Source organism: Clostridioides sp. ES-W-0018-02 (assembly GCF_020658175.1).
Classification (GTDB): Bacteria; Bacillota; Clostridia; order Peptostreptococcales; family Peptostreptococcaceae; genus Clostridioides.
In genome coordinates this window covers 143,237-155,724 of sequence record NZ_JACVVY010000001.1, presented here as the reverse complement: position 1 = coordinate 155,724, position 12,488 = coordinate 143,237, and the positions used below count along the sequence as shown (strand labels likewise).

The window sequence follows — 12,488 nt, the reverse complement described above, 5'->3', positions numbered from 1 at the left end:
TAATAAAGTACTCTTTATAAAAGACTTTTTGATATTTATGTTATAATATTTCTAATGGTTATATTTTAAAATAGTTTATGTAGCCCATAATTTAAATAAATAATAAAAAGGATGAAGAGTTATGAAATTAAACAGAAACGATGCTTGTTGGTGTGGAAGTACTAAAAAATATAAAAAATGTCATATGGATATAGATAATAAAATAAATTCATTTGCTCAGCTAGGTCATATTGTACCTACTCATGACATCATAAAAAATACAACACAAATTGAAGAAATTAAAAAAAGTGCTGTAATAAACACAAAGATTTTAGATTATATTTCGGACAAAATTAAAGTTGGAATGTCTACAGAAGATATAAATGAATTAGTCCATAACTTTACATTAGAAAATGGAGCTATTCCTGCACCACTAGATTATAATGGTTTTCCTAAAAGTGTATGTACATCAATAAACAATGAAGTTTGTCATGGTATCCCAAGTAAAGACATCCTATTAAAGGATGGAGATATTATAAATGTAGATGTGTCTACTATTTTTAATGGATATTACTCAGATGCTTCAAGAATGTTTATGGTAGGAAATGTTAAAGAAAATGCAAAAAAACTGGTTCAAGTTACTAAAGAATGCATTCAAAAAGGTCTTGAAGCTGCTAAACCATGGGGATTCTTGGGTGATATAGGTGATGCTATTAATTCTTATGCAAAAGAAAATGGATATTCTGTTGTTAGAGAAATTGGTGGGCATGGAGTTGGACTAAGTTTTCATGAAGACCCATTTGTAAGTTATGTTTCTAAAAAAGGAACTGAAATGTTGTTGGTTCCTGGAATGATATTTACTATAGAACCTATGGTAAATGAAGGAACTCATGAGATTTTTGTTGATGAAGAAAATGATTGGACTATCTACACAAAAGATGGTAAATTATCTGCTCAATGGGAGTGCATGGTTTTAGTTACAGAAACAGGAATTGAAATTTTAACTCAATAAAATATAAAAGCCTATAAAGATTGAGCTTTCAATCTTCATAGGCTTTTCTTTTGTTAATGCACATCTATTGCATCAACTGGACAGCTTTCTCTAGCCTCTTTTGCTGATTCTTCAGCATCACTTGGTATTTCATCAACTATAACATGTGATTTTCCATCATCAGCCATGTCAAATACTTCTGGGCATATTGATGGACATAATCCACAACCTATACAAGTATCTTGATTAACATTTGCTTTCATAATAAAATCCTCCTATATGTTACAAATTTAAAATTTTTGTTTACCAACGATTGGCGAACTAAAACTTTGACCTTCAGTTCTTTTTTATTATGTCCTCAAATTTGAAAATAATACCTTTTCAAAATAAATTTTATAAAATTTATTTTATAGTTGTGTTATGACTATATATAATATACATTGTCTAACTCTTCGTATTCGTAGGATACTTCTCTTTTATTCTTTTTTACAGGTTCTAGATTTCTTATTTTCACTATTTTTGCTGGTATACCAACAACTGTGGCTCCATTAGGTACATCTTTAACAACAACTGAATTTGCACCTATTTTTGAATTAGAACCGATATTTAAAGGTCCTAGTATTTTTGTTCCAGCTCCAATTAATACATCATCGCCAACAGTTGGATGTCTCTTGCCAGTATCCTTTCCTGTAGCACCCAAAGTAGCTCCTTGATATATTGTTACTCTATTTCCCACTTCAGCTGTTTCGCCAATTACAACACCCATTCCATGGTCTATCAAAATACCTTCTCCCATTTTAGCTCCAGGATGTATTTCTATACCAGTCATAAATCTGGATATCTGGGATATTAATCTAGCTGAAAAAAGCATCTTCTTCTTATAAAGAAAATGAGCTATTCTATGCATTATCATTGCATGCACTGATGGATATAGTAAAAAAACTTCTATCTTAGATCTAGCTGCTGGATCATTCTTCATTATATATTCAATATCTTTATTTATTTTTTTAAACAAAGTATTCACTCCCTCAAATAAAATTATTAAAATATTCCCATGGACATATATTTATCTACTCCATCTGGAGCTACTGTTACTATTTTTTTATTTGGATATTTTTTCGCCATTTCCATAGCTCCAAATATATTTGCTCCAGAAGATATACCTACCAAAATCCCTTCCTTTGATGCAAGTAATTTAACTGTATCAAAAGCATCTTCATCATCAACTAATATTACTTCATCAACTACACTAGAATCATAATTTTCAGGAACAAAGTTAGCTCCTATTCCTTGTATTTTATGAGGTCCAGTTTTATTTTCTGATATAGCTGGAGATTTTTTTGGCTCAAGTGCAACTACTTTTATATTTGGATTTTGCTCTTTTAAATATCTTGCAGTCCCTATTAAAGTACCACCTGTTCCAACTCCACATACAAATATATCTAAATCTCTAACATCATTCATAATTTCAACTGCTGTTGTTTTATAATGTGCATTTGGATTGTCTTTATTTTCAAATTGTTTCAAACTTTTATAGTTTGGATTTTCTCTCAATAGTTCATTTGCTTTTTCTATAGAGCCTGACATTCCAGCTTTTCCATCTGTAAGTACTAAATTTGCTCCATAAGCCTTCATTAAATCTCGTCTCTCGATACTCATAGTCTCTGGCATTACTATTACTACTTCATATCCTTTTAATCTTCCTATCATGGATAATGCAATACCAGTGTTGCCACTAGTTGCTTCTACTAGTACATCACCCTTTTTTAATTCTCCTCTTTTTTCTAATCCTTCTAGCATTTCATAAACTGCTCTATCTTTTATACTTCCTGCTGGATTTACTTTTTCTAATTTTACATATATGTTAGAACACCCGTTAGTACATCCTAAATTATTTAACCTTACTACAGGTGTGTTTCCTATCAACTCTAATGCGTTATTATATAACATACTACTTCCTCCTATATGTCCAATTCTATTATCAAATTGATAACGATAAATATATTATAGTATTATCATTTTGATAATGCAACCTTTTTTTGGATTTTATCCTTTCAATTGTTTTATTTCTAATATTAGTAATATTCAAACAAAAAAAGTGAAAATCATTATCGATTTTCACTCTTCAAACTTCAAGCTTTATGCTAAGTCATACACAATACTTCACTACAAAAATTCTACGAAATACTATATAAGACCTAATATTTTTGCAACCTCTACATTAACCTTTAACACATTAACTCTATCTTCACCTAAAACTCCGAAAAGTTTTTTTGAAGTATTATCATCTACAATTTTTTGTAATTTACTCTCTGATATTCCTGATACTTTTGCTATAGCAGGTATCTGAACCTTTGCAGAAGCGGGACTTATATTAGGGTCAAGTCCTGAACCTGATGCTGTAAGCAAATCTGTTGGTATATCTTCTTTTTTTACACCTGGATTATCCTTCAAAAACTGTTCAATGTCTTTTTGAACTCTATCATGAAGCTCTGGATTAGTTGCCCCATAATTAAAAGAACCCGATGAAACACCGCCATAAACTGTATTTCCATCCTTATCTGGTATTAAATCTTCTTTTGTATAAGTATTATAGTTTACTGATGAAACTCTTCCCTTAAAAAATCTTGCATCTGTAAAACTTTGACCAATAAGCTCTGAACCAACCTTTACGCCATTTACTTCTATCATACTTCCATTAGCTTTATCTTTAAATGCAACTTGACTTACGCCTGTTAAAACAAGTGGATATACAAGTCCGCAAACAAATAACAATACAAGACTTACAAGCAATGCTGGTTTTAATGTTTTCATTTTTATATCCTCCATTTATTAACCTAAATTAAGAACCATTACTAAAGGTGTAATTAATAAATCAATTACTTTTATTCCTAAAAATGGTACTATAACCCCACCAAGACCAAAAATAAGCATATTTCTCATTAGCATAGCTTGCGATTTCATAGGTCTATATTTTACCCCTTTCATAGCAAGAGGTATTAAACATGGGATAATTATAGCATTAAATATTAAAGCTGATAATATCGCACTAAATGATGTAGAAAGCTTCATTATATTTAATATCTCCATTTGAGGTATTGCAAGGGTAAATATAGCTGGTATAATTGCAAAGTATTTTGCAATATCATTTGCTATACTGAATGTTGTTAAAGCACCACGTGTTATTAAAAGCTGTTTTCCTATTTCAACCACTTCTAATATTTTAGTTGGGTCTGAATCTAAATCTACCATGTTTGCTGCTTCCTTTGCAGATGTTGTACCACTATTCATAGCAAGACCCACATCTGCTTGAGCAAGTGCAGGAGCATCATTTGTTCCATCCCCTGTCATAGCAACTATTTTACCTTCAGATTGTTCTTTTTTTATTGCCTCTATCTTATCTTCTGGTTTACATTCTGCAATAAATCCATCTACTCCAGCCTCTCTTGCAATTGTGGCTGCTGTTAAAGGATTATCTCCTGTACACATGATTGTCTTTATTCCTATCTCACGAAGTCTAGCAAATCTTTCTACAAGACCTGATTTTACTGTATCCTTTAAGTAGATAATACCGTATATCTCATTATCGACACACACTACTAGAGGTGTACCACCTAATTTTGCTACTCTATTCACACTTTCTTCTAAATCGTCTGGTACTAATCCACCAGAAGATTTTACTCGATTTATTATACTGTCATAAGCCCCTTTTCTAATAGCTGTTCCATCAGATAAATTTATACCACTCATTCTAGTTTGTGCAGAGAATTCTACAAACTCAGCTTCTTCGGCCTCTTTTGTTTTTCCTGTTGAACCTAGTTTTATCCCTAAATCAACTATAGACTTTCCTTCTGGTGTGTCATCTTTTAATGAGCACATAACAGCATAGTTTATTAAATTTTTTGAATCTGCATTTCCAACTGCTATAAATTCTGATGCAAGTCTATTTCCATAAGTAATAGTACCTGTCTTATCCAAAATCATAGTATCAACATCACCACAAGCTTCCACTGCCTTTCCTGACATTGCAATAACATTGAATCTAGTTACTCTATCCATACCTGCAATACCAATAGCTGACAATAATCCACCTATCGTAGTTGGTATTAAGCACACCAAAAGTGCTATCATAGTAGAAATTGGAATCTTTACACCTGCATAATTTGCCATTGGATAAAGAGAGATTAAAACAACCATAAATATAAGTGTTAATCCCACCAATAAAGTATTTAAAGCAATTTCATTTGGTGTTTTTTGTCTTGAAGCTCCTTCTACAAGAGCTATCATTTTATCTAAGAAGGATTCTCCTGGTTTTGTTGTTATTTTTATTTTTAGCCAGTCACTTACAACTGTAGTTCCTCCTGTAACAGAAGCGAAATCTCCTCCAGATTCTCTCATAACAGGTGCAGATTCTCCAGTTATTGCTGACTCATCCACAGAAGCTATACCTTCTATTACTTCTCCATCATTTGGAATAACTTCTCCTGCATTGACTAAAACAATATCTCCCTGTTTTAGCTCGCTTGCACTTATCATTTTTTCATTTCCTAATTTATCTAAAACTCTTGCAACTGTATCTTTTCTAGTTTTCTTTAATGTATCTGCTTGTGCTTTTCCTCTACCTTCAGCTACAGCTTCAGCAAAATTTGCAAAAAGAACAGTTATAAATAGTATTATTGTTACAATCCCATTATAAGCTCTTAAGTTATTACCTTCATCTCCAAACAAACTAGGTACTATTGTAAGTATCAAAGTTACTATAAATCCAATCTCTACAACAAACATAACTGGATTTTTCATCATATATTTAGGATTTAATTTTTTAAAAGCTTCTATAATGGAAGTTTTGAAAATATCTTTTGTAATAAACTTTGTTTTTTTAGTTTCCATAAAATTTTACTCCCTCCCAATTTTTTAGTGCCATAATACTAGATGCTCTGAAATAGGTCCAAGCGCTAAGGCTGGGAAAAATGTTAAAGCACCAACAATTAAAACAACCAATACTAAAATTATTGTAAATGTGAAATTATCAGTTCTAAGTGTTCCTATGCTTTCATTTACAGAGTTCTTAGATGCTAATAAACTTGATATTGCAAGTAATATTATAATAGACACATATCTTCCAAAAAACATAACTATACCTGTTGTTATATTCCAGAACATAGTATTATCTCCTAAACCTTCAAATCCTGAGCCATTATTAGCTGCTGAAGATGCAAACTCATATAAAACCTGTGATAATCCATGGAATCCAGGATTTGAAATTCCCTCAAGACCTGCTGGTAATGCTACTGCAAGTCCAGAGAACATAAGTATCAAAAGTGGATGTAATATAATAAGTAAAGCTATAAGCTTCATTTCTTTTCCTTCAATTTTCTTAGTTAAGAATTCTGGTGTTCTTCCTACCATTAATCCACATAAAAATACTGCTATTATAGCGTACATTAGCATATTCATAAGACCTACACCTTTACCACCAAATACGACATTTAACATCATATTTAAAAGTGGTACTAATCCTCCTAGAGGAGTTAAAGTATCATGCATGTTGTTAACTGTACCAGTTGTAAAGGAAGTCGTCACTGTCGTAAACAATGCTGATTGAGCTATACCAAATCTAACTTCTTTACCTTCCATACTTCCCATGCTTTGATTAAGTCCTAATTGTGATAAGATAGGATTTCCTGCACTTTCTGCTCTAAAACAAACCACTAAACCTATTAAAAATATGATTGACATTGCACCAAATACAACCCAGCCTTGTTTTTTATTCTTTATCATATGTCCAAATGCAACAACACAAGCTCCTGGTAATATCATCATAGATAACATCTCTACTATATTTGATATTATTGTTGGATTTTCAAATGGATGTGATGAATTTGAACCAAAAAATCCTCCTCCATTTGTTCCTAAGTGTTTTATTGATTCAAGTGCTGCCACAGGACCTTTAGCTATATCTTGAAGTTTTCCTTCTATAGTAGTTACTGTTTCTGTACCAGCAAAAGTTTGTGGTACTCCTTGTGTAACTAATATAATACCAACAATTAAAGCCCCTGGTAAAAGTACTCTTGTTGTTATTCTAATTAAATCTACATAAAAGTTGCCTAATGTTTTCTTTTTGCCTACTAACCCTCTTACAAATGCCATGGCCGCTGCATATCCTGTTGCTGCTGATGTAAACATCATGTATATTATCACTGTCATTTGACTAAGATATGAAAGCCCTGTTTCACCTGAGTAATGTTGAAGATTCGTGTTTGTCATAAAACTTATTATTGTATTAAATGATAAACTTTGTTCCATACCTTTAATTCCATTAGGATTAAAAATATGCATGCTCTGAGTTCTAAGTATTACATATCCTATAAACACCATGACTGCATTTGTAACTAATAAAGCTAAAGCATATTGCTTCCAATTCATTTCTTTTTTCTTATCTATGCTACATACCTTATATATTCCATTGTCTATTTTATCAAACACTTTATCTCCAAATGTTTTTTGATTAGTGGATATATGATATAAATATTTACCCATAGGTATTACTAAAACCATAAATATCGCCAATACTATTACTATCTGTACCATAAAAATTTTCCCCCCAATTCAACTTGCTTATTACCTCTATACTATTTAGAATTTTTCAGGATTAATAAGCGCATACACCAAATATACTATCAACATTACAATTACAACTGCCAGAAACCACATAGGTAATACCTCCATACATTACATTATTTTTTTTCAGTTTGTTTCCCACACCAGCCAGCAAGCAACTTCATGGAAATAAATCCTATAGCCAGTGACACTATCATCACTATATCTAACATTTCGACTCCTCCATTTACTTTAGTTTCTTTGATACGTTTTGGTTTCATATTGCTACTTCATTTATCTTATCATTTTAGGTATAAAGATAGGGTTAAGATACATCTATTATTGATTAGTATTGCATAAATATAAAATTAGCTCTTCTCTACTTAATTTAGACATAAAAAAAGGAGGCAAGTTTGCCACCTTTCAAAAATACTGTTATTTAGTTTATATTAACATTCTGGAACTATTTCATTACTCATATCCATATCTAAATTTTTACCATGATAGTAAATAAAATCAATTACTTTACCACTAATCGTAACAGCAATTAAAGAATAAAAAATATCAAATGCGGATAGGTAAACTAATGATAACAACAATACAATAACATCTGTTGCTAGATAAACTTGCCCTATGTTCAAAGATGTAGTCTTAGAAATTACTAATGCTAAAGCATCGTCTCCTCCCGATGCACAACCTGCTTTTACTATTATCCCTACTCCTACTCCTACAGTTATACCTGCCAAAATAGTTGATAAAAGCATATTTTGTGATTGTGGTACAAGAGGTCCTATAGCTTCAAATAAATCATATAATACTGAAAAACTTATAGAAGCTACTATTGAATATATTAGGAATTTTTTACCGAAAAATTTATATCCTACTAAAAGTAGTAAACCATCAATTACAATATTTGCTATTGCTGGTTGTATGTTGAATAAATTTTTTAACAGTAGTAAAATACCTAACACTCCACCTTCTGTTATGTTGTTTAGATAGTAAAAATTATAAACTCCAAATGCTAATATTGCTGAACCTAATAATATAAGTCCAATTCTTTCTAAAAATAACCGCCTGGCCATACATATCCCTTCCTTTTTCTTAATTTATATATATTATATACAAAAGAATTGGCTTTGTATACCACACTTTTTAAAACTTTAATTATACAAAATTTTTTTATTTTTTTCAATAGTTTTTTTATGTTTTTTTATGTTTTTTTAATAATTCTTTTGAACCTTAGTATTTTCAATACTTTAAATGTTTTCTCATTTTACATAAGTTTATATTAATTTGACTTATAATTTAGTATAAATAAGTCTTTGTTTATATTAATTTTTTATTTGTTTAGAAATACTATCCAATAACTTATTACTAGGTTGGATTTAAAGAGAGAGTTACTTTAGAAACTATATAAAGTAACTCTCTCAATTTTAATGTATGTAATATCTTACCATTCACCCTTAAATTCTGAAATATTATCCTTGTTGACTTCAACTTGTTTAATTTGTGTAACAGGTTCAACTTTTTCGCCTTTAAGGAAATTAGATGCCTTTTCTATAACTAATGCACCTTCTTCAACAGCAGACATATAAGTTGTACCATCTATTAACCCATCAGTTACAGCTTTTAATCCGTCTTTACTTCCACCTAAACCTATAACTTTAACTTTATCTTTAAGACCAGCATCTTTTAAAGCTTGTCCTGCTCCTGGAGCAGAGTTATCATCTTGACATATTATAACATTAAAATCAGTTTTCTTTTGAATTAAATCTTCTGTTACCTTTAAGGCTTGCTCTTTCTCCCAATTTGAAGTTTGGTTATAAACTATTTGTATGTTACTATCTTTTAACTCTTTTTCAAGACCTTTTTTTCTTAATACTTGTGGAGTAGTTCCTGGAACACCTTCTATTAATACAGCTTTTCCACCAGCTTCTCCTAATAAGTTTTTAGCAATTTTACCTGTTAATGCTCCTGTTTCTTCCTCATTTTGCCCTATATAGGTAACTAAGCCTTTAAATTCTCCAGTTGAGTTACTTCCTATAGAATTTGTAAATGCTATTATAGGAACTTCTGAATCATTAGCAGCCTTAACTATTCTCTCGCTTACAGCAGAATCAACTCCACATAATGCAATCATATCTACTCCTTTAGCCATAAAATCTTCAGCTTGTGATAATTGTTTACTAGCATCCCATTGAGCATCTGCATATTCTACATTTACACCTAATTCTTTAGATTTTGCATCTATACCTTGTTTAGTTGCTACAAAATAACCTGTTGAACCTGGCAACAATACGGCTATCTTTTTTTCTCCATCTTTTCCTTTTCCACTATCATTTGAGCATCCAACTAAACTGAATATCATAGCAAGTGATAGTAATAATGCTAAATGTTTCATTAATTTTCTCATAAAAAATTTCCCCCTCTTATTTTTTATCTTGAAGCAAGCTTTTTCTTGCTATAAGAATCAAATCCAACTGCTGCTAAAATTATTAAACCTTTAAATATGTATTGGAAATATACATCTATTCCAAGAAGATTAAAACTGTTGTTTATAACACTCATAAGTAACACACCTATAACAGTTTTAAGTACAGAGCCAGAGCCTCCTGCTACTGATGTCCCTCCGATTACAACAGATGCAATAGCATCCATATCATAGCCTTCACCTGCAATCGCAGTTGCCGTTCCAAGTCTTCCAGTTAGTACAATCCCAGCTATTCCTGCAAGTACAGCATTAATAATAAATACTTTTATTTTATGGGAATCCACATTTATACCATTGAGTTTACTTGCTTCTTGATTACCTCCTACAGAATAAACATATCTACCAAACTTAGTTTTATTTAGTACAATAAATGCAACTAGTACTACTATAAAGAAAATTACTACTGGTATTGGTATATTAAATAAATATCCATTTCCAATATAATCGAGTATTGGTATATTTTCAGTAATTGGATATCCTCCTGTAAGCATCAAAAGCAATCCTCTTACAATAGTAACCATAGCCATAGTAGCTATTAGCGATGGTACATTTATCTTTGCAACTACTATCCCATTTATTAGTCCTATTACTGCACAAATTGCTATACCTAAAAGCATAGATACAAATAAATTGGTTCCACCAGTCGCAAATTTCATCGTTATAGCACCTGCAAGAGCTGCTACTGCCCCAACTGATATATCAAAGTTTCCAGATATTATAACAAAAGTCATACCTGCCGAAATTATTCCAATTATAGAAGATTGTCGCAAAAGATTAAGTATATTTTGTTTACCTAAAAATGATGGAGTTGCAACACTTATCGCTATACATAAAGCCAAAAAACCTAGTAATACTCCATAATCTCTTAAATTCAATTTCTCAAAAGCTTTTTTCATCTCAGTCCTCCATTTTCATTTCTTTTATACATTAAATATACTGTTCATTATATCTTGAACTTTTATATTCTCATTTTTTAAATCATCCACAATAGAACCTTCTCTTGTCACTAAAATTCTATCACTTACTCTTATTACTTCTTCCAAATCAGAAGATATAAAGATTACTCCTATCCCTTTACTTGAAAATTCTTTTATTGTATTAAAAATATCTTCTTTTGCAGCAATATCTATTCCCTTTGTTGGTTCGTCATATATTATTAAATCTAAGTCTTTGTCTAACCATTTAGAGACTACTACTTTTTGTTGATTTCCACCACTAAGTTCTTTTACTTCTTGTTTTACATCACTAACTTTTATTCCTAGTTCCTTGACACCCTTTTTAGAAAACTCAATTTCTCTATTTTTATCTATAAACAAGAATTTCTTAAATTTATCAATTTGTACTGATGCCGAATTAGTATATATAGCTTGTTCCAAAATTAGCCCAAGATTTTTTCTATCTTCAGGGATTAACCCTATTTTATTTTTTATAGCAACTTTAGGAGAAGTTATATCTACATTTTTACCATTAATAAATATATCTCCACTATCTTTATTATCTATCCCAAATATTAAATTTATAATTTCAGTTCTTCTTGAACCCACAAGACCTGCAAGACCTACAACTTCACCTCTATAAACTTTAAATGAAACATTTTTTATTTTATTAGACCAACTTACATTCTTAACATCTAATACAGGAGCTTCTTCATATTTTGCAAATGTATAATCCTTCTTCTCAATAAGTTTGTGATTATCATTTCCTGTCATAAGTTGAGTTATTTTTAATTTAGTTAAATCTTTTACATCATAAGTTCCAATCATAGTTCCATTTTTCATTATACTTGCACTATCACATATTTTAAAAACTTCCTCTAGTATATGAGAAATGTAAACTATAGTCTTACCTTTAGATTTCAATCTGTTTATTATTTTAAATAATCCTTCTTTTTCATTATTAGTAAGTGATGTTGTAGGTTCATCCATTATGATGATTTCAGAATTACATGAAACTGCTTTCATTATCTCAACCATTTGTTGATTTGCTACACTCAAATTAGACACTACTACATGTGGGTCTATATTAAAGTCAAAATCTTCACAAATTTTCATGTATTCTTCTAGCATATCTTTCTTATTTAAAAACACAATTCCTTTTAAAGTCTCTCTACCTAAAAAAATATTTTCAATAACTGTAAGAGTTGGTATTAAACTTAATTCTTGATAAATTATACTAATACCATTTTCTTTAGAATGATGTGGGTTTTTAAACATTATTTCATTGCCAGCTAAAATCACTTTACCTTTAGTTTGAGAATGGACTCCTCCTAGAATCTTAATAAGTGTAGATTTTCCTGCTCCATTAGCTCCTAAAAGGGCTCTTACTTCTCCTTTTTCTAGTTCAAAATCTATACCATTTAAAACGTCTACCTTTCCAAAACTTTTATATATTTGTTGCATTTTTAGTATCTTACTCACTATATCACCT

General features: G+C 30.6%; 13 protein-coding genes. 1 reads left to right on the top strand and 12 read right to left on the bottom strand.

Features of this window, described 5'->3' with window-relative positions; all coding sequences use genetic code 11:
- Positions 1-121 precede the first annotated feature (121 nt).
- Entirely contained in the window at positions 122-991 is an 870-nt protein-coding gene (locus IC219_RS00755) for a methionyl aminopeptidase (RefSeq protein WP_227831107.1), read from the top strand.
- A gap of 53 nt (positions 992-1,044) precedes the next feature.
- Here IC219_RS00755 and IC219_RS00750 read toward each other — a convergent pair whose 3' ends face one another.
- The 12 genes from IC219_RS00750 to IC219_RS00695 form a co-directional block, all read right to left on the bottom strand.
- Positions 1,045-1,233 (bottom strand): ferredoxin, encoded by a 189-nt coding sequence (locus IC219_RS00750; RefSeq protein ID WP_227433029.1) that lies wholly within the window; start codon positions 1,231-1,233, stop codon positions 1,045-1,047.
- Positions 1,234-1,394: 161 nt separating this feature from the next.
- Entirely contained in the window at positions 1,395-1,985 is a 591-nt protein-coding gene (epsC, locus tag IC219_RS00745; RefSeq protein WP_227433022.1) for a serine O-acetyltransferase EpsC, read from the bottom strand.
- A gap of 26 nt (positions 1,986-2,011) precedes the next feature.
- Complete coding sequence (cysK, locus tag IC219_RS00740) at positions 2,012-2,920, bottom strand: cysteine synthase A (RefSeq protein ID WP_227433021.1); 909 nt, start codon at positions 2,918-2,920, stop codon at positions 2,012-2,014.
- A 237-nt stretch (positions 2,921-3,157) separates the two neighbouring features.
- Positions 3,158-3,784 (bottom strand): K(+)-transporting ATPase subunit C, encoded by a 627-nt coding sequence (locus tag IC219_RS00735; protein ID WP_227433020.1) that lies wholly within the window; start codon positions 3,782-3,784, stop codon positions 3,158-3,160.
- 18 nt (positions 3,785-3,802) lie between these two features.
- Positions 3,803-5,860 (bottom strand): potassium-transporting ATPase subunit KdpB, encoded by a 2,058-nt coding sequence (gene kdpB, locus IC219_RS00730; protein WP_227831108.1) that lies wholly within the window; start codon positions 5,858-5,860, stop codon positions 3,803-3,805.
- A gap of 24 nt (positions 5,861-5,884) precedes the next feature.
- Positions 5,885-7,561, bottom strand: coding sequence for a potassium-transporting ATPase subunit KdpA (gene kdpA, locus IC219_RS00725; RefSeq protein WP_255612887.1), 1,677 nt, complete (start codon positions 7,559-7,561; stop codon positions 5,885-5,887).
- Positions 7,562-7,606: 45 nt separating this feature from the next.
- On the bottom strand, positions 7,607-7,684 hold the full coding sequence (kdpF, locus tag IC219_RS21925) for a K(+)-transporting ATPase subunit F (RefSeq protein WP_227433307.1): 78 nt from the start codon (positions 7,682-7,684) through the stop codon (positions 7,607-7,609).
- Between the two features lie 23 nt (positions 7,685-7,707).
- A complete protein-coding gene (locus IC219_RS00715; protein WP_227823772.1) occupies positions 7,708-7,851 on the bottom strand; it encodes a hypothetical protein in 144 nt (47 codons plus the stop codon).
- Positions 7,852-8,019: 168 nt separating this feature from the next.
- Positions 8,020-8,652: a YitT family protein gene (locus IC219_RS00710; protein ID WP_227433016.1), complete on the bottom strand. Its 633-nt coding sequence runs from the start codon at positions 8,650-8,652 to the stop codon at positions 8,020-8,022.
- Positions 8,653-9,020: 368 nt separating this feature from the next.
- On the bottom strand, positions 9,021-9,983 hold the full coding sequence (locus IC219_RS00705) for a sugar ABC transporter substrate-binding protein (protein WP_227831109.1): 963 nt from the start codon (positions 9,981-9,983) through the stop codon (positions 9,021-9,023).
- Positions 9,984-10,006: 23 nt separating this feature from the next.
- Positions 10,007-10,957 carry an ABC transporter permease gene (locus IC219_RS00700; RefSeq protein WP_227433013.1) on the bottom strand — a complete coding sequence of 317 codons (951 nt, stop codon included), beginning with the start codon at positions 10,955-10,957 and terminating at the stop codon, positions 10,007-10,009.
- Between the two features lie 24 nt (positions 10,958-10,981).
- On the bottom strand, positions 10,982-12,478 hold the full coding sequence (locus IC219_RS00695) for a sugar ABC transporter ATP-binding protein (protein ID WP_227482377.1): 1,497 nt from the start codon (positions 12,476-12,478) through the stop codon (positions 10,982-10,984).
- Positions 12,479-12,488: the final 10 nt, after the last annotated feature.